Origin of the sequence: Rhodococcus sp. NPDC078407 (assembly GCF_044542515.1) — a bacterium.
Classification (GTDB): domain Bacteria; phylum Actinomycetota; class Actinomycetes; order Mycobacteriales; family Mycobacteriaceae; genus Rhodococcoides.
The window spans coordinates 164960-183741 of record NZ_JBITUQ010000006.1; the positions used below are offsets into that span (position 1 = coordinate 164960).

General features: G+C 64.0%; 17 protein-coding genes. 10 read left to right on the plus strand and 7 right to left on the minus strand.

Annotation, left to right across the window (positions count from 1 at the left end; genetic code table 11):
* Positions 1 to 138 precede the first annotated feature (138 nt).
* The 6 genes from ACIGGF_RS09195 to ACIGGF_RS09220 are packed head-to-tail and all read left to right on the plus strand — an operon-like array spanning position 139 to position 5711.
* A complete protein-coding gene (locus tag ACIGGF_RS09195) occupies positions 139 to 690 on the plus strand; it encodes a biotin transporter BioY (protein ID WP_397521054.1) in 552 nt (183 codons plus the stop codon).
* Positions 687 to 1817: a class I adenylate-forming enzyme family protein gene (locus ACIGGF_RS09200; protein WP_397521055.1), complete on the plus strand. Its 1131-nt coding sequence runs from the start codon at positions 687 to 689 to the stop codon at positions 1815 to 1817. The genes ACIGGF_RS09195 and ACIGGF_RS09200 overlap by 4 nt, the downstream gene beginning before the upstream one ends.
* Complete coding sequence (locus tag ACIGGF_RS09205) at positions 1814 to 2947, plus strand: thiolase family protein (RefSeq protein ID WP_397521056.1); 1134 nt, start codon at positions 1814 to 1816, stop codon at positions 2945 to 2947. Before ACIGGF_RS09200 ends, ACIGGF_RS09205 begins: the two co-directional genes overlap by 4 nt.
* A gap of 10 nt (positions 2948 to 2957) precedes the next feature.
* Entirely contained in the window at positions 2958 to 3638 is a 681-nt protein-coding gene (locus ACIGGF_RS09210) for an energy-coupling factor ABC transporter ATP-binding protein (RefSeq protein WP_397521057.1), read from the plus strand.
* Positions 3635 to 4270 carry an energy-coupling factor transporter transmembrane component T family protein gene (locus ACIGGF_RS09215; protein WP_397521058.1) on the plus strand — a complete coding sequence of 212 codons (636 nt, stop codon included), beginning with the start codon at positions 3635 to 3637 and terminating at the stop codon, positions 4268 to 4270. The genes ACIGGF_RS09210 and ACIGGF_RS09215 overlap by 4 nt, the downstream gene beginning before the upstream one ends.
* Positions 4260 to 5711 carry an AMP-binding protein gene (locus tag ACIGGF_RS09220; protein WP_397521059.1) on the plus strand — a complete coding sequence of 484 codons (1452 nt, stop codon included), beginning with the start codon at positions 4260 to 4262 and terminating at the stop codon, positions 5709 to 5711. The genes ACIGGF_RS09215 and ACIGGF_RS09220 overlap by 11 nt, the downstream gene beginning before the upstream one ends.
* Here ACIGGF_RS09220 and ACIGGF_RS09225 read toward each other — a convergent pair.
* The 5 genes from ACIGGF_RS09225 to aroQ form a co-directional block, all read right to left on the minus strand.
* Complete coding sequence (locus tag ACIGGF_RS09225) at positions 5615 to 6406, minus strand: acyl-[acyl-carrier-protein] thioesterase (protein WP_397521060.1); 792 nt, start codon at positions 6404 to 6406, stop codon at positions 5615 to 5617. The two genes, ACIGGF_RS09220 and ACIGGF_RS09225, sit on opposite strands and share 97 nt — an antisense overlap.
* Before the next feature lie 84 nt (positions 6407 to 6490).
* Positions 6491 to 8011: an NlpC/P60 family protein gene (locus tag ACIGGF_RS09230; RefSeq protein ID WP_397521061.1), complete on the minus strand. Its 1521-nt coding sequence runs from the start codon at positions 8009 to 8011 to the stop codon at positions 6491 to 6493.
* 119 nt (positions 8012 to 8130) lie between these two features.
* Positions 8131 to 8718, minus strand: a complete 588-nt coding sequence (locus ACIGGF_RS09235; RefSeq protein ID WP_397521062.1) for a vitamin K epoxide reductase family protein — start codon at positions 8716 to 8718, stop codon at positions 8131 to 8133.
* Between the two features lie 13 nt (positions 8719 to 8731).
* A complete protein-coding gene (locus ACIGGF_RS09240) occupies positions 8732 to 9490 on the minus strand; it encodes a DsbA family protein (protein ID WP_397521063.1) in 759 nt (252 codons plus the stop codon).
* A gap of 9 nt (positions 9491 to 9499) precedes the next feature.
* Entirely contained in the window at positions 9500 to 9955 is a 456-nt protein-coding gene (aroQ, locus tag ACIGGF_RS09245; RefSeq protein ID WP_397521106.1) for a type II 3-dehydroquinate dehydratase, read from the minus strand.
* A 91-nt stretch (positions 9956 to 10046) separates the two neighbouring features.
* Here aroQ and ACIGGF_RS09250 point away from each other — a divergent pair, with 91 nt between their 5' ends.
* The 3 genes from ACIGGF_RS09250 to ACIGGF_RS09260 all read left to right on the plus strand — a co-directional run bounded on the left by ACIGGF_RS09250 (position 10047) and on the right by ACIGGF_RS09260 (position 13948).
* Complete coding sequence (locus ACIGGF_RS09250; protein WP_397521107.1) at positions 10047 to 11318, plus strand: nitrate/nitrite transporter; 1272 nt, start codon at positions 10047 to 10049, stop codon at positions 11316 to 11318.
* A gap of 92 nt (positions 11319 to 11410) precedes the next feature.
* Positions 11411 to 13105: an MDR family MFS transporter gene (locus ACIGGF_RS09255; protein WP_397521064.1), complete on the plus strand. Its 1695-nt coding sequence runs from the start codon at positions 11411 to 11413 to the stop codon at positions 13103 to 13105.
* 126 nt (positions 13106 to 13231) lie between these two features.
* Entirely contained in the window at positions 13232 to 13948 is a 717-nt protein-coding gene (locus ACIGGF_RS09260) for an alpha/beta fold hydrolase (RefSeq protein ID WP_397521065.1), read from the plus strand.
* Between the two features lie 37 nt (positions 13949 to 13985).
* Here the strand turns inward: ACIGGF_RS09260 and ACIGGF_RS09265 are convergent, their stop codons facing one another.
* Positions 13986 to 15857 (minus strand): DUF222 domain-containing protein, encoded by a 1872-nt coding sequence (locus tag ACIGGF_RS09265; protein WP_397521066.1) that lies wholly within the window; start codon positions 15855 to 15857, stop codon positions 13986 to 13988.
* Between the two features lie 165 nt (positions 15858 to 16022).
* Positions 16023 to 17177 (minus strand): CdaR family transcriptional regulator, encoded by a 1155-nt coding sequence (locus tag ACIGGF_RS09270; protein WP_397521067.1) that lies wholly within the window; start codon positions 17175 to 17177, stop codon positions 16023 to 16025.
* 162 nt (positions 17178 to 17339) lie between these two features.
* On the opposite strand from ACIGGF_RS09270, the gene ACIGGF_RS09275 reads away from it, so the two are divergent.
* Positions 17340 to 18770: a sodium:solute symporter gene (locus ACIGGF_RS09275; protein ID WP_397521068.1), complete on the plus strand. Its 1431-nt coding sequence runs from the start codon at positions 17340 to 17342 to the stop codon at positions 18768 to 18770.
* Positions 18771 to 18782: the final 12 nt, after the last annotated feature.

Genomic DNA, 18782 nt, shown 5'->3' on the forward strand with positions numbered 1-18782 from the left:
GGTGTGGCACAGGCCGGCGGCCTGCTACCTTGAACGCCGTTCAAGTCTTTGGGGCAGTTCACTGCCCCACTCCTCGAGGAGCCACCCGTGTCAGATGTCGACAGCAACACTCGCCAGCCGAGCCGTAAGGTCAGCCGAATGAACGTCTCTGCCCGCGACATAGCGCAGATCGCGGTGTTCGCAGCGCTCATCGCCGCGCTCGGCCTGCCGGGATCGATCACGGTCGGCTTCTCCGGTGTTCCCATCACCCTGCAAACCCTTGGCATCATCATGTCCGGAGCGATCCTCGGTGCCCGAAAAGGTACGGCCGCGGTCCTGGTGTTCCTCGCCCTGACGATGATCGGCCTGCCGCTGCTCGCGGGTGGGCGTACCGGTCTGGCAGCGATGGCCGGCCCCACCGTCGGCTACTTGATCGGCTGGATACCGGCTGCTCTGCTCATCGGCTGGCTCACCGCGCGAATTCTGCCCAAGTACTCGATCGCACTCGGCCTGCTGATCAACGCAGTCGGCGGCATCGTGGTGATCTACGTTTTCGGCATAGCCGGTCTGATCCTGCGCACCGACGTGGGATTCTGGGCCGCGATCACGTCCAACGGACCGTTCCTTCCGGGCGACATCGCGAAAGTTGTCGTCGCCACGGTCGTCGCCAAGAGCGTGCACCGCGCATACCCGGGCCTGATCAAGGCGTGACTCTCGAGCTGGGAGGTCGAGGCAGCGGCGACGGCAGCACCGCCATCATCTGGCGTGGTCGCACACTCACCTATGCCGACCTCGACGCCGCTGTCGAGCAATGGCCTCACCTCCCGGCGCACGGCGTTCGATCCCACGACGCCTCAGCTCTCGATTTACCCGAGGCGCTGATCTGCGTTTTCGCCGCGGCGCGGCAGGGGAGCGCGGTGCGAGTGGAAGACCCGGCCATCAGGCCCGATCGCACGGACGAGCCCAGTCCCGACGCGTTCTTGTTGGTGGCGACCTCCGGCTCCACCGGACGCCCCAAACCGCTCGAGCGCACTGCCGCATCCTGGATAGACAGCTTCCCCGAGTTCACCGAGATCACCGGTATCCGACCGACCGACACCGTGCTGATCACCGGACCACTGCACGCCACGATGCATTTGTTCGCCGCACTTCATGCGCTGTGGCTCGGGGCATGCATCACGGACGACCCCTCGCAGGCCACTGCTGTTCACGCGGTTCCGGCAGTACTTCGGGACGTCCTGCACCGAATGCCTCGTGCGCGGATTGCCGTCGCGGCCGGGGCAGGGCTCGATGACGCTGCTGCGCAGACGATCTCGGCGCAGAAGATCAGGCTGGTCGAGTACTACGGCTCGGCGGAAATGTCGTTGGTTGCGGCGAGGGTGACGGGTGAGCACACGTCGTTGCGGCTACTCCGTGATGTCGAGGCGCGCATCGAGGACGGCTATCTGGAAGTTCGCTCGCCGTACTCCGCACTCGGTGTCACCGGCTGGTTCGGTGTCGGCGATCTGGCAGAACTGAAAGGCCGCGAACTCCTCGTCCACGGCCGCGGGGATGCAGCGATCAACGTGGGCGGCACCACCGTCATCGCCGAGGACGTCGAGCGCATCCTGACCACACTAGACGGCGTCCGAGCTGCGGCTGCCATCGGCACTCCCCATGCAGTGCTGGGTGAAACAGTCTCTGCCGTCGTCGAACTCGATGGATCTCGCGATCTCGACCTGGTCCGCGCCGACGCCCGCGCAATCATGGCCAAGGAGGCGCTGCCGCGACGCTGGACGGTCGTGCCGCAGTTGCCCCGCACCGCGAGCGGCAAGATCGCTCGGAAGGCCCTGCAGTGAACTCTCCTGCGGTGAACGTCCCCGTCATCGTTGCGGCAAAACGTACCGCAATCGGTATCGCCGGGCATGGCTTCGCCGATGTCACCGCCCCCGAGCTGGCTGCTTCGGTACTGAAAGCCGTTGCAGCAGAGGTCAGCTCACTCGATATCCCGATCGACGACGTGATCCTCGGCAACTGCCTCGGTCCCGGCGGCGACGTCGCGCGTGTCTCGGCGCTGCTGGCCGGCCTCGGCGTCGGCGTTCCCGGAGTCACCGTCGATCGGCAGTGCGGATCCGGGCTCGACGCCGTCATGCAGGCCGCGTCGCGCATCCGCAGCGGCGAGGAGGTGCTGATTCTGGCCGGTGGCGTCGAATCGGCCAGCACCAGCCCGTGGCGATTCTGGCCGCCGGTCGAGGGGGCAGAACCCGTCCGCTACACCCGAGCTCCGTTCGCGCCCAACGGTTTCGAAGACCCGGACATGGGCGTTGCCGCGGATGACCTCGCGCGCAGCCGTGGAATCGACCGGCAGAGACAGGACGAGTACGCAGCACGCTCGTTCGCGCGAGCAGCTGCACACGACTTCTCGGCCGAGATCGTCACTGTGAACGACGTCGCAACCGATGAACGCATCCGCCCCAACATGACCGCCCAGCGGCTCGGCAGGCTGCGTCCCACGTTCACCACCGACGGCACGGTCACCGCGGGCAACTCGTGTGGAATATCCGACGGCGCAGCGGTTCTCGCGATCACCACAGCCGATCGGGCAGCCGGGATGCCGGCTCTGCGCATTGTCGGCAGTGCGGTGGCCGGATCCGATCCGGCCCTTCCGGGCCTGGGTCCGGTACCGGCGATCGAGAAGCTACTGGCCCGCACCGGCGTCTCACTCGACGACGTCGGCGTCATCGAGATCACCGAGGCGTTCGCGTCGGTGGTGCTCGCGGTCTCGGATGCGGTGGGGATGAACGAAGACCGCATCTGCCCGGACGGCGGTGCCATCGCAATGGGCCATCCGTGGGGCGCGTCGGGCGCAATTCTATTGGTACGGTTGATGTCTCGAATGCTAGAGCCGAGTGGACCGGCACTGGGACTGGCGGCCTGCGCCATCGGCGGCGGGCAGGGAATAGCGATGTTGGTGGAACGAGTGACATGAGCAGGGTGACATGAGCAGCATCAGGTTCGAGAACATCTCGCACTCGTTCGGGGAACGGCAGGTGCTGCGCAGCATCGACCTCGAATTCGACGAGCGCCGGATCGGCATCATCGGATCCAACGGCTCGGGCAAGTCGACGCTGGCCAGGATGATCAACGGATTGATCAAGCCCGATACCGGGCGCGTCACGGTCGACGGCGTCGACGCCGCGAAGAAGGGGGCGCAGGTTCGCAAGAAGGTCGGCTTCGTGTTCACCGATCCCGATTCGCAGATCGTGATGCCCACGGTGGCAGAGGACCTCGCGTTCTCCCTGCGCAGGTCCGGGTTGAGCAAGCAGCAGGTGGCAGCCCGCGTCGACGAGATCTTGGTGCGCTTCCGTCTCGATCAGCATCGCGACCATCCGGCGCACCTGCTCTCCGGTGGGCAGAAGCAACTGCTGGCGATCGGTGCCGTGTTGATCAGGCGACCGGAGGTGGTAGTCGCCGACGAACCGACCACGTTGCTCGATCTGCGCAACGGACGCGTCGTCGCACAGGCCCTGGATTCCATGGACCAGCAGGTCATCGTCGTGACTCACCAACTCGCATTGCTGGACAGCTTCGAGCGCGTCATCGTCATCGACGACGGCCGCGTCGCGTTCGACGGCACCCCCGCCGCAGCGGTTCCGGCGTATCGGGAGCTGATCGGGTGATCGGTCTCTACCGCCCCGGTACGTCGCTGCTCCACCGGATGAGCCCGGGGTCGAAATTGCTGTCGCTTATCGTTGCGATCCTGGCGACGGTCATCTTTGCGCGTACTCCCATCGAGGTCGCCCTGGTTGCGCTGCTCGTGGCAGCATTGTTCGCGGTGGCCCGCATCCCGGCGAAAGTTGCACTGGCGCAACTGCGTCCGGTGCTGTGGATGTTGCTGATCATCGGCGTGTTCCAGGTGATCATCACCACCTGGCAGCGCGCCGTGGTGGTCTGCGGGGTGCTGGTGATCTCCGTGGCTCTGGCAGCTCTCGTCACCCTCACCACCCGGGTGACCGACATGCTCGATACCGTCACCAGGGCACTCGGGCCGGTTCGACGCTTCGGCGTCGACCCGGATCGCATCGGACTGCTGCTGGCGCTGGCCATTCGGTGCATCCCGCTGCTGGCGTCCATCGTGCAGGAGGTGTCTCAGGCCCGCAAAGCCCGCGGACTCCAGTGGTCGATGACGGCCCTCGCGACCCCGGTTCTGGTGCGTGCCCTCCGCACCGCCGATGCGATGGGTGATGCCCTGGTCGCGCGCGGTGTCGATGACGACGGTGTAGACGATGACGGTGTAGACGATGACGAGTGAGCTGCTCACTGCTCGGGTAGCGCAGCATTCCGATCTGCCAGACATCGCGATCGTCGACGCGACCGACCGGATCACATATCACGACTTCTGGAGTCGGGTGACATCCGCGGCGACCGCAGTGTCAGGGATGCGTCGTATCGCGGTGTTGCCGACGTCGGATATCGGGTCATTGGTGACTGTCGTCGCGGCGATGCATGCCGGGGTGAGTGTTGTTCTGCTGCATCGACATCTGTTGCCCGGAGAATTCGCCGACGCGATGGCGGTGTGCGAGCCCTCGTCGATCGTGGCGCATCCGCGTCAGCACTCACGATTGCACAGGTGGGGTGCCGAGGGCGTCGTGGCACCCGAGCAACTCACCACCGGCCGCACCGCGCCGATCGATCCGCCTGCGCGCACCGCCGAACTGTTGGTCGGTGTCACTTCGGGAACCACCGGCCCGCCCAAGTTGTTCGTCCGCAATCAGGCGTCGTGGGCTGCCACGCTCGACCGTTCGGATTCCCTGTTCGATCTCGGGCCCGGCGATCGCGTCTCCGCATCCGGCACCCTCGATCACACGCACTTCCTCTATGGCGCGCTGCACGGGCTCACCCGCGGTGCGGCGGTGGACCTGCGCAACGCCTCGGTCGCTCTCGACGACTCTCCGACTCATCTGTATTCGGTACCGTCCATCGCCTGGGACATCGCTCGGTCGAACGGCCGGTATGCCGCTGTCCGCGAGGTGCTCTCGTCTGCGGCGCGATGGCCGAAGTCGGGACGGGAGGCCCTGGCGAGGGCGCTGCCGAATGCAACAATGACGCACTTCTACGGCGCATCGGAACTGAGCTTCGTTTCTTACGACCGAACCGACAGCGTCGGCGCAGAGGTCAGCGGGCAGCTGTTCGACGGGGTCGAGGTCGAGATCAGGGACGAGCTGCTGTACGTACGCAGCGACATGCTGTTCGACGGTTATCTGAGCCGAGTGGGCGAGCACGCCACCGTGACGAATGGGCCGGACGACGATGGGTGGATGACTGTCGGCGATCGCGGCACTGTCGAAGACGGCCGACTGACGTTGCATGGTCGCGGTAGTGAGACGATCGTCCGGTCCGGACTCACGGTCGAGTTGGCCCCGATCGAAGCGGCGCTGTTGTCGATACCGGGCATCGTCGATGCCGGAGTGCTCGGCGTACCCGATGATCGCGCCGGGGAGGTGCCTATGGCAGGGGTCGTTGTGGCGCAGTCGCATTCACTGACAAAGCTGCACATTCACCGTCGGCTTCGATCGATGTTGCCCGGTCCGAGCCTTCCGGTGCAGATCGTGCCGTTCGACTGTCTTCCCCGCACACCGCGCGGCAAGCTCGACCGTCAGGCCTTGGGTGCAACCTTGGCCACGGTGCGGACGGTCGGCTCGCCTGATGCTCCGGTGACGACGAACCAGACGGTCAACGCGCCGCCGTCGTAGCGGTGACGCAGTGTGACACATTCGTTTGCCAGCACCGGGCTCAGGTATTCGATGACGGCGCGGTGCGGCACGGCGGCCAGCTCGGCTACGTCCACCAGCAACTCCTCGATCGCGTGCCAGTAAGCAGCGTTGTTGAGGTGGTTGAACGGATCGATATCAGTTGCACGCAAGGGAAAGTCGACGTCCGAGTCCGATGCGGCCGGGACTGGTTCGGTCAGCCACGCCTTCCACCGCAACCGATGTTGATCGGTGGTCCGGGCCAGCATTTCCAGTGCGCCGTCGCTGATGCGGGTCGGCATGCCGGTGTCCTTGCTGATGTTGATCCAGAAGCCCTCGGTCTCGATGCGTCCACCCTTGGGGGTCGTGAGCGCCACTCGCATGTTGGACCAGCGCGTCGACATGGACGAACACCACCGGCGCATGTGCACGTGATCCGGAAAGTGGATGGGCTCGAAGACGTCGATGACGGTGCGCCGGACGATCCACATCGGATCGGTCTTGCCCAGGGGAGTGGCGTCGAGGTTGTCGGTGCCGACGTCCTGCAAGTAGCGGGCAACGCCGTCGAACCTCAGCCTGTTGCTCGGATCGATGTCGCCCGTCCGCACCGGCCAACTGGTCTCGAAGCCCTCGCCGGGCGGTGGTTCCGGTGCCAACTCGTCATCGAATCCGGCCGGCTCCACGCGCGCATTGGTCACGTTCGCACTGTACGCGGACAGGCCCGAGTGCAGCTAGACGATGAGTGCAGCTAGACCCCGAGTGCACCTAGACCCCGAGTGCAGCTAGACGATGTGCCGGGCCCGCATGTTGTCGAACACCGGTGCCACTCGAACCACGTCACCGCGTTGGGGTGCATGCACCATCTGGCCGTTGCCCATGTAGATCGCCACGTGGCCCGGTCCGGCCGGTCCCCAGTTCGCGAACAACAGGTCGCCGGGCTGCGCCAGTTCCATCGGCACCTCGGTTCCCACGCCCCATTGTGTTTCCGAGGTGCGGGGCAGTGTCACCTTCCCGCCCGATGCCTTGAACAGGGCGTACGACGTCAGACCGGAGCAGTCGAATCCGCCGCCGGACGGACCGTTGATGTTGCCGCCGCCCCACACGTAAGGCAGCCCCAGGTAATCCATCGCCAATTGCACTGCGCGGCCGCCCATTCCGGTGAGGTCGAGTCCGGCGAACGGGGTGAGGATGGCGGCGAACTGCGCTTCGGTCGCTCGGATGCGAGAGACGTACGGCTTGGTCTGTGTCTCGTAATCGAATGTGCCCGAGGGCATCCCGCCCGATCGCAGCACCGCTCCCGCGCCCGCGTTGTAGCCGGCGATGGTGAGGTCGAGAGTGTCACCGGAGACCTTGCCCTCGCGCTTCCAACCGTCGACCTGCCCGTGGATATCGCACAGCAGGGTGCCCGACGCCATGACCGAATCGCCGATGCTGTTGACGTCGACCACGCCGTTGCCGTCGTAGTCCTTGCCGTAGGTCGCCCACGTGCCGGGCATGAACTGCCCCGGTCCCTGGGCGCCGGTACTCGACACCGGGGCAGTCGGCCCGTACCGAAAACCGTTCTCGGCGGCATACAGTGCAGCGATCGTGGTGGCTTTGACGCCGCCGCAGATGTTGCCTGCCTTCTGCAGCCACGGCACGAAGGCGGTGATGGCTCCCACTGCACCCAGACCGATCGGGCCCACGTTGATGCCGGTGAACGTGATCGGTTGACCCGGAAACAGCGCGCGACGAATGGCCTCGGCCGACGCCATGAACGCCGTCTGCGTTGCGATCTCGGCGGCGGAGTAGGTGCGGCCGGCAAACTGAAAAGCTCCTGCGGTCGACGCCACACTCGACACCGCACTGGATGAGAACGGACTGAAAGGAAGCGCAACGCTGGGAACCGCCGCAGCCGCTGCGATGGCCGCACTCGGGTCGACCAGGGCCGCGGCAGCTTCAGCAGTGTCACCAGCTACGTCGGTACCTGCCGCTTCTGTGTCGGTGGCTTCCGTGTCGGCCGCTTCTATGTCTTCCACCGTCGGCAGATCGGGCAGCATCGGTTCGGCGGCATTGTGCAAGCCGTCGGCAGCGTCGGAGAGGGTGCGGTCGGCGATGTCGGCGGCCGGCTCGGGCATGGTGCCGAGGAGGTCGTTCCACTGATCGCTCATCGTCTTCGCCTGAACCTCGGCATCGGCGGCAATCTGTGCCGCCTGGTCCTGGACCGCCTGATTCTGCAACGGAGCCGGAGCGTCCGTTCCGGCTACGGCACCTGCGGCGGACACGATGACGGCAACGATGACTGCGAAGGGATCGCCTGCCATGTATCGACTCCTGCTACTCGAACGATCTTCCCCGAGCCAGAAGCTGTGACCAGTCTCGCTCGGGTGCTGCACCCATCATGCACGCTCAAGCCGCTCGACTCATGAGTTTTGCGAAACTGTCAGAGGAGGGAGGTCCAGTAGTCCGAGAAGCGGATTCCAATGAGCGCGACGACGATTGCGTACCACACGGCCAGCAGCGTCCACCGCCATTCGAGGAAAATACGTCCGATCGTTCCGCCGTCGTTCGAGCCCGTGTTGTTCGAGCCGGTACCGATCAGTCGACTCAAAGCCAGCACGAACAGCGGCATCGTCACCGCCCACACCACCATGCAGTAGGGGCACAGTGCGCCGATCTCGTACAGGCTCTCGAAGATCAGCCAGTGCACGAACACTTCACCGAGCAGCAGGCCGCCACTCATACCGAGCCAGAACCAATGCGGTAGTTCGACGCGACCGAGCAGAAGCACCCCGGCGACCAGTGCCACCGAGAACGCGGCGATGCCCAGGATGGGGTTGGGGAAACCGAAGAGCGCGGCCTGTTTCGTGACCATCACCGACCCGCAGGAGAGCACCGGATTCAGACTGCACGACGGCACGTACGACGCGTCCTCGAGTAATTTGAACCGTTCGATGGTCAGCGTCAGCGCAGCGAGCAACCCGAGCGCGCTGAGGACGGTGAAGGCTGCCGCACCTACTCGGGTCTTCATGCTCTGCTACTGCTCAGTTGCCCGCTGCGGCAGCGGCGGCGAGGATGTTCTCCGGAGTCGGGTTGGAGATCTCGGTGCCGTTGACGCGGACGTTCGGCGTGCCGTTGATGCCCTCACCGATGACGGACTGCGTCTGGCTGGTGACCCAATCGGTGTAGCTGCCGTCGGTGATGCACGACGCGGTGGCGGGGGAGTCGGCACCCGCGGAGGCTGCGATCTCGACGAGCTCGTCGTCGGTCAAGCCGGTTCCGTTCTCGGCGGGCTGCTGCTCGAACATGGCGTTGTGCCAGTCCATCCAACTGTCCCGATCGTTTTCCGCGACACAGATCGCAGCGCTCGCAGCACGCGTCGAGTACATCGTGCCGTTCGAGAATCGGTCGAGAATGGAGATGGGACGGTAATCCACCGCGACGTTGCCCGCGTCGGCCACCTGCTGCAACGTCGATCCGCTGATGGACTCGAAGTTCTTGCACGCCGGGCATTGGAAGTCCTCGACGACACTGATGACGGTGCTGGCGTCCGGGTTGCCGAAGCGGATGGCACCGGTGTCGGTCAACGAGGTGGGAGTGAGCTGCTCTCCGGTCGACGTGCCTGCACCCGTGGCGGGCGATGCCTCACCGGACGTCGAATCTCGGTTGACGATGAACAGAGCGATCGCAGCAACGAGGGCGATCAAGACGACGGCTACGACGATCTGGATCAGTGTGCGGCGATTCTTGTCGCCGTTCTGCATGGCCTTGATGTCTTTGGAGACGTTCTTGCTCGTGTTCACGCGGCCAGTCTAGGCAGGACAACCTGAGTGTCGGATGAGAGCAGCCAGTCGTTCGATGGCGAAGCGGTATCCGTCGATCCCGAGTCCGGCGATCACTCCGCTGGCGATGGGGGAGACGAAGGAGTGATGCCGAAACTCTTCGCGGGCGTGCACGTTGGAGATGTGCACCTCGATGATCGGCACCTCGGGGATGACAAGGGCGTCGCGCAGCGCCACCGAGGTATGGGTCAATCCGCCGGGATTGACGACGATGCCCGACGCCACTCCACGGGCCTGATGAATCCAGTCGATGAGCTGTCCCTCGTGGTTGGACTGCTCGGCCCGGACGGTCAGTCCGTGATCGGCAGCGGTCTTCTCACAGAGGGCGACGACGTCGGCGAGGGTGGCGTGGCCGTAGACCTCGGGCTGCCGGGTTCCGAGCATGTTGAGATTCGGACCGTTGAGCACCAGCACCTGCTTGGCCATGACGTCGCTCACTTTCCCGCTCTACGGACTACCGGAGGCGATCATTTCACAGCATGGTTGACACAATCGTCCGGTGACTACGGGCAGAGCGGTGTGGGCGGTGTGGGGTGCCGGTGTCTTCGCCTACATCGTCGGGGTGCTGCACCGAACGTCGTTCGGGGTCGCCGGCCTCGGTGCCGCGGATCGGTTCTCGGTGTCGCCGTCGCTGCTGTCGTCCTTCGTGGTGTTGCAGGTGGTCGTGTACGCGGCGATGCAGATCCCGGCCGGCGTGCTGCTGGATCGGATCGGCTCGCGCGCGATGATCGCCGCGGGCGCTCTGATCATGGCATCGGCGCAGATCACCCTGGCGCTGACGGAGTCGCTCCCGGTCGCGGTGGCGGCGCGTGCCTTCGTCGGTGTCGGCGACGCTCTCACGTTCATCTCGGTACTGCGGTTGGTGCCGCGCTGGTTCTCCCCGCGGCGGGTGCCGATCGTCTCGCAGCTGACCGGTCTGCTCGGTCAACTCGGCCAGGTGCTCTCGGCGGTGCCGTTCCTGATTCTGTTGAACGGGCCGGGGTGGACGTTCGCGTTCGGTAGCGCTGCGGCATTGGGGCTGCTCGCCCTGGTGCTGGTTCTGGCGCTCGTCCGCGATCGCCCCGGTGACGGACCTGCCCCCGTGTTCGAGCCGACGACGTTGCGACAGACCCTCGCCTCCATCGCGGAAGTGTGGCGACGCCCCGGCACCCGGCTCGGGTTCTTCTCTCACATGGGCACCCAGTTCTCGATCACGGTGTTCGCGTTGCTGTGGGGTGTGCCGTATTTGACGTCGGCGCAGCGACTGCCGGCATCGACGGCCGGCGCTTTGCTTTCTGTGTCGGTGGCGGCCGCGGTGGCGTCGGGCATCGTCTTGGGTCTTCTCACCGGGCGGTATCCGATGCGACGGTCGTGGCTGGTGCTGGCGATCATGATCAGCAACGCGACGATGTGGGCGATCGTGTTGGCATTACCCGGACCGGCACCGCTGTGGTTGCTGGTGCTGCTCGTGGTGGTGATCTCGGTGGGTGGTCCGGGTTCGGTCATCGGTTTCGACCTCGCCCGCACGTTCAATCCGAGCGCCAATCTGGGGACGGCTCAGGGGATGGTGAATATCGGCGGGTTTCTCGCGTCGTTGTTGGTGATCGCGGCGATCGGTTGGATTCTCGACGCGATGGGCGGCTACACCTTCGACGCCTTCCGGGTTGCCCTGCTCGTGCAATTTCCCGTATGGATCGTCGCGATCATCGGTGTCCTGGCCACTCGTCGCAAGACTCGGAAGGTGCTCGCGGCCGAGGGCATTCACCCGCACACGATGCGTGAGGTGCGGGATCGGATTCGCCGCAGATAAACCTTTGCTCAAACGGCTTTCTGCGCGCATGCTGGTGTCCCGAATATCGTTGTAGGACACAAGCAAACGCTACGTAAAGGTGCAGTCAAGAGATGGTAACCGAGCCTGAAGTGAAGCCCGCGACCGGCGAGTATTCGCATCGCGAGATCATGACGATTCTGTCGGGCCTGATGATGGGTATGTTCCTCGCTGCCCTTGACCAGACCATCGTGTCGACGTCCGTGCGCACCATCGCCGACGATCTCAACGGGTTCTCGGTTCTGGCCTGGGTGACAACGGCGTACCTCATCACCTCGACGGTGTCGACTCCGCTCTACGGTAAGCTCTCCGATTTGTACGGGCGCAAGCCGTTCTTCATGACGGCCATCTCGATCTTCGTCGTCGGATCCATGCTGTGCGGTATCGCGACGTCGATGTACGAACTCGCCGCCTTCCGGGCCGTTCAGGGTCTGGGGGCGGGCGGCCTGATGTCGATGGCACTGGCCATCATCGGCGATATCGTTCCGCCGCGTGAGCGCGCCAAGTATCAGGGCTACTTCCTGGCCGTGTTCGGTACCTCGAGTGTCCTCGGTCCGGTCATCGGCGGTCTGCTCGCCGGACAGTCGTCGATCCTCGGAATCACCGGCTGGCGTTGGGTTTTTTACATCAACGTGCCCCTGGGCATCATCGCGCTCGTCGTCGTGTGGCGGGTGCTGAACCTGCCGGTGTACCGCCGCGAAGCGCGTGTCGACTGGTGGGGCGCAGTGCTGCTCAGTGTCGGCCTCGTGCCGCTGCTCATCATCGCCGAGCAGGGTCGGGTGTGGGGATGGAGCTCCCCGCGAGCGTTGCTGTGCTTCGGAATCGGCATCGTCGGCGTCATCGCGTTCGTGCTTGCCGAGATCAAGATGGGCGACGACGCCCTGATCCCCATGCGATTCTTCCGAAACCCGTTGTTCTCGTTGTGTATTGCGGTCAGTGTCATCGCCGGCGCGGCCATGTTCGGTGGAATCTCACTGCTGCCGCAGTATCTGCAGGTGGTCAAGGGATCCTCGCCGACGCTGGCCGGTTACCAGACCCTGCCTCTCGTAGGGGCATTGATGGTCGCATCGATCGTCTCGGGTCGGATGATCTCGAAGACGGGGCGCTACAAGATCTTTCCGATCGTCGGCACTGCACTGATGGCCATCGCGATGTTCGTCTTCCACTACGTGCACGCCGATACCCCGCTGTGGCAGACGATGGTCGTCATGGGTGTGTTCGGACTCGGGCTGGGTTCGATGATGCAGCCGCTGACACTGGCGATCCAGAATGCGATGCCGCCCAAGGACATGGGTGTATCGACCTCTGCGGCAACGTTCTTCCGTCAGATCGGTGCAACGGTGGGTGTGGCAGTGTTCCTGTCGATGCTGTTCACGCAGCTGACTCCGAAGACCGGTGACGCGCTGATCGCCGCGAGTTCGACGCCGGCCTTCCAGCAGGCGGTACAGAGCGCCGCAACCAGTTCCGATCCTCTGCAATCCGGCTTCGCTCAGGCCATCGCCTCGGGAGACGCCTCCGTGGCCGGCAGTGCGTTGCAGGACAGTTCGTTCATCCAGAAGCTCGATCCTGCACTTGCCGAACCGTTCCGGATCGGCTTCTCCGATGCCATGGACTACGTCTTCCTGGCCGTATCGATTCTGATGCTCATCGGGTTCGTGTTGGTGTTGTTCCTCAAGGAAGTGCCGCTGCGCACGATGTCGGGTCTGGCTGCCGCTCAGCAGCAGCGAGACGAAGAGGAAGCGAAGGAGGCGGGGCCCGGACTCGCGTGATCGGAACTGTCCGGTGAGTTTCGGGGAGTGCGCAGGTCTGCACAGGTAGCCGAGCGTGGCTGCAGTAGGCGACTCGGGTGCAGGCGGGAGAGTGTCGTGGAAGAGCGGTGGATACAGCTCGGACCGGTGAATACGTGGTACGCGGTACTGGGTGACGTTGTTGTGGGTGACGTTGTTGTGGGTGACGGGGAGCCGCTGGTGTTTCTGCATCCGGGTGGCGTCGGCGCGCAGGCTCTCGAGGTCACCGTGGCCGGGCTGGCCGGGGCGCTGCGGGTGTACACGCCCGAGCGTCGAGGGCACGGCCGCACTCCTGATGTCGAGGAGCCCGGGGTGTCGACGGCGTTGACCTTCTCGGACATGGTCACCGACACCATCGCGTTCATCGAGCAGGTGGTCGGCGGTCCGGTGAAGCTGGCGGGATGCAGCGACGGCGGGGTGGTGGCGCTGTTGGTCGCGCTGCAGCGACCGGATCTGGTCGAGCGTCTCGCCTGCGTCGCGAGCGTCTTTCATCGTGACGGGTGGGGCGGGGGAATGTCCGGCCAGAGCGATCGATCCGACTTCGTCCGCAGGCTCGATGACATGCACAGTGCGGATCCGGCGCTGACGACTGCGGATCTGGCTCGGTTGTCGATGCGCACGCTGGTGATGATCGGCGACGACGACGAGGTGAGCATCGAGCACGCTGCCCAGTTCTATCGGAGCGTGCCGGATGCCGAGTTCGCCGTCGTGCCGGGAACCTCGCACGGATTGTTGGTCGAGAAGCCTGCGCTGTGCAACGCGATTCTGCTGGACTTCCTCACGCAGGATGCGACGGAGACCTTCGCGCCGATTCGGCGGGCATGACGGTCTCTGTCTCAGTTGTCCGCACACCCGGGTTCGATCAGAAGGGCGGTGGCTCGTCCTCGGGTGTCGAGGAGGGAATCGGGGTCGGTTGAGGTGCAGCTGGCTTCGCAGTCGGCGAATCACGCTGTGGTGACGTCCCTCTCGGTTTTGCGAGGATTTTCGGTAGATGGCTGAGGTCCGCGAGTTGCGTCGTGCCGGGAACCGTGATTGCTGTAGTGCCGGCGTCGGAGATCCAGAACTCGACTCCGTCGCCGAGCATGACAGGAGTCCACAGACCCATGGTCTTCAGGCTGTGGTGATAGCGGCACAGGCAGTGCAGGTTGGTGTCGATCGTCCAGCCGCCGGTCATCGGATCGCGATGGAGATACGGGACGATATGGTCGATCTCGCATTTCTGGGCCGGAACGTCGCAACCCGGGTGGCGGCAGGTGCGGTCGCGATACCGAATGCGTTCGGCCAGTGCAGTTCCAGGGCGGTAGACGAGCGCGCCGGGTGGCGGCAGCACGAGACCGCCGTGACCGTCAGGGTGCGGAGCAAGCCCGCGAGCGGGATCGGTTGCGATGGCCGCTTCGAGTTCGGCAACGAACGTGTACGTGCCGCGATACGGCGTGGCGACACAGGTGTTTCGCGGTGGCTGTGAGGACTTCGGTGTTCGCGGGGGCCGAGGAACAGAACCGCCGACGCGACGACGACCGCGTCCCAGCGGATGAAACACCAGATGCGACCTGCTGCCCTTGGACCTGCTGTTCTTCGCCTTTCGTGCCTGCGATCCTCGGTGCTTCTTCGGGCCGCCCCTCGGATTACTGTGGTTCGCTTCGCTGCTGCTGGCGGTCTTGCCTTCGGCACCTTTGTCTGCGGTGTTGTAGGTGTCGGTGTCGGTGTCGGTGTCGGTGCTGGTGTTGCCGTCGAGGTCCACGAGCGATACGAGGTCTTCGCCGTAGCCCAGGTTCTCGGCCAGGTTGCGTGCCTCGGTAAGGAGGATCTGCCAGTGCGCGTTGTCGGCGAGTTCCCGGGCGTATTCGGCATCGATGGTGCCGTGCCCGGACAGGTGAGCAGGATTGGAGAGAAGACCGGCGAGCGTGGCGAGGTCGACCGTGATCACCGTCAGCGGCGCACGCCGATCCGGGCGCGAAGTATCGGCCGTGCACGGGTGGTCTTCGGTGGGCTCACACATGCATGCCAGTGACGACTCTTGATGCAGCAGAGCCACATACGCCGCCGCTCGCTTCTGCCCTCTGTTCCGCGGATCGCGTCGACACACGGTGGCGGCCATCTCGTTGATGAGTTGCCACGCGGCGGCGGCGTCGGCTGCGGTGAGATCAGCTTTCAGTGTCGACAGCACATACTTGTCGGTGTAGGTGACGTTGGTGTGTCGTTCCAGGTCCTTACGAAGAGCGGCGGCTTCCTCTGGTGCGATGCGGTACATGATCGACCAGATTTCGGTTGCGAGCGGGCCGGGGGATAAGCGTCTGGCAGCGTGGAGAACTTCACTCTGCACAGCCGTCGCCGCGTCCTGCGTCAGATTGTGAGTGCAGCGGTAGATCGCACGGACTCGGGGCAGATCGAGTTCGCCGGCTTCGAATGCGGCCGCAATGGCGGGAAGCCGCAGCCGCAGGTCCATGCCGATCTCGGCGTACGAATTCGCGACGGTCTTCGAGCAGCCCAGAACGTGCGCAATTTCGGACGCTGCATAGTTCCCCGCATCCTGAATGACATCGCCGACCAGAACGTTCTGATGAATGCACGAGTCCCAGATCACGGCGGCCACGGCGACCTTGCGAGCGCACGCTTGATTCTCCAGAATCGCTACGTCTCGGATCTCGCAAAGCACTGCGCTGTCGATATACGGCTTCGATTGTGGCCCCAGATAGGCCGCGAACCGACTGCGCGCTGATGTGGATGTAGTCATCTTGAGTCGCCCCCGGCAAGTGTTGCAAGAAAACGTAGAACGTGTGTTCGATAGTACGGGGGAATGAGGCATCCGTCAACACCAATAGTGTTGTGGCAAAACGGAATCGATGTGCTCGCGCCTATACACCTGCCCACCGACACGTTGCTTCTCCCAGCGAGGAGATCAGGGCGAGTCGTGCATCAACGCGGCGATGTACAACAGCACGGAGTCGCTGCTGGGCGAGGTCGTGTACCCGGTGAGCTTGTTGATCTTGACGAGTCGGTAGGCGAGAGTGTTTCGGTGCAGGTGGAGCTTTTCGGCTGTCTTGGACGAGTTGAAGCCGCTCTCGCCCCACGTCATCAGGGTTCGCTTCAGGATTTCCCAGTCCGGGGCATGGATGATGTCGCCCAGCACGGTGTCGACCAGTCGGCGACGGGTGCTGTCAGGAACAGCCCGAACGGCGTGCAACAGACGCATCCGGTCGATGTCGTAGATGTGTCGTTCGGGAAAAACCTGGCGACCGAGCTCGAGGGCGTCGCGCGCGTCCTGGGCCGACGCGTTCAATCGAGCTACGCCGGACGCGCTTGGTCCCACCCCGACCGCTATCGACCATGTGTTGGCCCTGCCCCGCTCGACGAGCGTCTGCCAGCGACGGTCGTCGTCGGTGGTGGTGCTCCCCATCGGGGTCATCACGGCGATGACATTTCGCGAGAGCCTGCCGGGTATCTCCTGCGGGGTTTCGGCTGTGTGTCGAATCCATTCCAGGACAGCGGTCGTAGGGTCGGCGTCGGTTCGCTTGCCGACCTCGCTCGCCGGCGACGTGTTGTCGGTCTTGACCAGAAAGACACGGCGCGGAATACCGATGTCGAAGGACAGCGCAGCAGCTCGATTCTCGACGCTCTGCATCGACACGTCACTACGGTGCCAGTCGAATACGTCCCGCAGGAAATCTTCGACGGCGCGCTGGCGGGAGACCCTGGTTCCGATGCGGCTGGCCTCGCTCATTAGGATTTCCGTCTGACGCTTGACTATCTGACCGAACTGTTCGACCAGCTCGGGAGCACCGGACAGACCTACGGTGCCGACCACTCGACCATCGAGGGTGAGCGGAAGCGTGCTGCCGGGTAGGCTGCCTCGCAGGCTTCGTACGTCGGCGCTCGAATGACTACGTGTGCTGTTGGTTTCTATCACCACGATCGACGCCTCGTGGAATTGTCCGACGCGGCCCTGTTCGCCGCTACCGAGGACGATCCCGGTGGCGTCGGTGATCAGCACGTTGTGCCCGATGATCTCCGTGATGTCCACTGCGATCTGTTGTGCCAGCTCGTTACTGAGCACGACGAACTCCCGTCCGATTAACTTCGACGTAACGCCGAACCTGGGCATGTGTGCAACTTGCCCAAGAATATCGACGTACGGGAGCCGATGCTGGGCTTTTTGATGAAGACCTGAAAGCAGACTACGGCATACGATTTTTCCATCGCCGACGGAGGAGAAGTCATGCAAGTATTGGATTGGATTGCAGTAGCCGGATATTTCGTAGTGTTGATCGTGGTCGGTGTACAGACCATGAAAAAGGTCTCGAATGTCGATGATTTCGCGGTTGCCGGCAATCGTATTGTCTGGCCAGTCTTCTTCGGCAGCCTCGCTGCTGCATTTCTGGGCGGCGGCGCATCGTTGGGTGTCGCCGGGGCGACGATGCGCGACGGGTACGTCTACATGTTCGCTTTCTGCGCCTTCGGAATCCAGACCGTGCTGGTGGGACTCTTCGTCGCTCCCAAGCTCAAACGCTACCGGGGTGCGCACACACTCGGTGACGTTATGTATTCGCACTACGGCAAGCCCGCTCGCATAATCACGGGCGGATTGTCGATCGTGTTGTGCACCGGGATTCTGGGCGCACAGGCATTGGCGATCGGTACGGTCGTCAACGCAACTCTCGACGTTCCGCCGACACTGGCGATCATTCTGGGTATGGGCATTACCGTCCTCTATTCCGCGTTCGGCGGAGCCTGGGCCGTCATTCAGACCGATCTCCTGCAGTTCGTTTTCCTCGGCGTCCTGATCCCCGTCACGTTGCTCATCGGCTTACATGCAGTGGGTGGGCCTTCGGCTCTCGTCGACGCCCTTCCTTCCGATCACTTGACGCTGATGGGCGAGTACAGCGTCATGAAGTTCGTCGGTTTGTTCGCGGCTCTGCTGCTCGGTGAGACTTTGGTTCCTCCGTATGCGCAACGCACCTTCTCGACCCCCGACTCCTCGCACGCCCGTAAGGGTTTCGTCACCGCCGGCATCTTCTCGTTCTTCTTCTTCTTCATCTCGGCCTCGATCGGAGCGGTTGCATTCGTGCTCTATCCGGACATCGAGCCGGATTCGGCACTACCGACCGTCGTGACGAATCTGATGCCGATCGGTCTGCTCGGATTGTTGGTTGCGGCGCTTCTGGCGGTCGTGATGTCGACGGCATCGAGCTACATCAACTCCGCCGCAGTGGTGTTCACCGACGATCTCTACCGACCATTGGCGAAGCGCGAGGCTTCGCAGCGCAAGAGGCTGAACATCGAACGAACTCTCAGCGTGGTCGTCGGCGCGGGTGCCACCGTCTTCGCGCTCACAGTTCCGTCCATCGTTGACGCGCTGCTCTACAGCTACACACTCTGGGCACCGACGATGATCGTGCCACTGTTCGGTGCAGTGCTGTTCGGTGTTCGCTCCGCGCCGGCCGCGCTGTGGGGTATATCTGCGGGTGCTGCGGTCACGGTCGTGTGGCAGTGGGTACTGATGAGCCCGTTTGGTCTCGACGGTCTTCTCCCCGGTGTCGCTGCGAATTTGATTGCCTACACCGTGGCCGCGGTAGCGACGAGCAAGAAGTATCCACGACGAACTCAAACCTCGAACGAACCGATTCTCGACAACACCGGAGCGCACTGATGCTGGAAGCAC

What these genes read in the sequence shown, in the direction of transcription:
- ACIGGF_RS09195 (WP_397521054.1), top strand. Translation starts at nt 139, where the DNA reads ATGAACGTCTCTGCCCGCGACATAGCGCAGATCGCGGTGTTCGCAGCG.
- ACIGGF_RS09210 (WP_397521057.1), top strand. Translation starts at nt 2,958, where the DNA reads ATGAGCAGCATCAGGTTCGAGAACATCTCGCACTCGTTCGGGGAACGG.
- ACIGGF_RS09220 (WP_397521059.1), top strand. Translation starts at nt 4,260, where the DNA reads ATGACGAGTGAGCTGCTCACTGCTCGGGTAGCGCAGCATTCCGATCTG.
- ACIGGF_RS09230 (WP_397521061.1), bottom strand. Translation starts at nt 8,011, where the DNA reads ATGGCAGGCGATCCCTTCGCAGTCATCGTTGCCGTCATCGTGTCCGCC.
- ACIGGF_RS09235 (WP_397521062.1), bottom strand. Translation starts at nt 8,718, where the DNA reads ATGAAGACCCGAGTAGGTGCGGCAGCCTTCACCGTCCTCAGCGCGCTC.
- aroQ (WP_397521106.1), bottom strand. Translation starts at nt 9,955, where the DNA reads ATGGCCAAGCAGGTGCTGGTGCTCAACGGTCCGAATCTCAACATGCTC.
- ACIGGF_RS09255 (WP_397521064.1), top strand. Translation starts at nt 11,411, where the DNA reads ATGGTAACCGAGCCTGAAGTGAAGCCCGCGACCGGCGAGTATTCGCAT.
- ACIGGF_RS09265 (WP_397521066.1), bottom strand. Translation starts at nt 15,857, where the DNA reads ATGACTACATCCACATCAGCGCGCAGTCGGTTCGCGGCCTATCTGGGG.
- ACIGGF_RS09275 (WP_397521068.1), top strand. Translation starts at nt 17,340, where the DNA reads ATGCAAGTATTGGATTGGATTGCAGTAGCCGGATATTTCGTAGTGTTG.